Below are 578 nucleotides of genomic sequence, written 5' to 3'. Positions count from 1 at the left end.
ACTACACGATTGATTTCGTGTATGTAACTTAATTCCTTTCCTCGGTCGAGGGACTTCGCCCACCGATACGCTGAACCCACTGGAAGGAGGGCCGCCGTGACCCCGTCTGCCCGCCCCGCCTCTCGCGCCGTCCTCGCCGAGGTCCGCGCCCACCTCCCCGAGCTCCGTCCCTCCGAACGCCGCATCGCCGATGCCCTGCTCGCCGACCCCGAGTCGTTCGCGACGCACTCGATCGCGGAGATCGCCGAGCTCGCGACGACCTCGACGACGACGGTCGTGCGCTTCACGCGCCGCATCGGCTACGACCGCTTCAAGGACTTCCGCCACGACCTCACGGAACAGAATCTCCGCGAACGACTGGCACTGGCGGAGGCGCACGCTCCGGCGTCCGACATCTCCCCCACCGACGGAATGGAGGACATCGTCGCGAAGATCGCCGCGAACGAGTCGCTCTCGATCGCCGACACCGCCGAGACGCTCGACGTCGCCGCGCTCGAGCGTGCCGTCGCCGTCATCACGGGAGCGACACGCGTCGACCTCTACGGCGTCGGCGCGAGCGCAATCGTCGCGCTCGACCT

1 protein-coding gene is annotated in these 578 nt (G+C 67.8%); it reads left to right on the top strand.

What is annotated here, in order from left to right:
• Window positions 1-96 precede the first annotated feature (96 nt).
• A partial coding sequence (locus AC4FQ5_RS19985; protein ID WP_491146422.1) for a MurR/RpiR family transcriptional regulator occupies window positions 97-578 on the top strand: 482 nt, incomplete at its 3' end.

This window comes from Chryseobacterium sp. DT-167, assembly GCF_058310155.1.
Note: the sequence above shows the minus strand (reverse complement) of the source record. Positions and strands in the feature narration are given on the sequence as shown.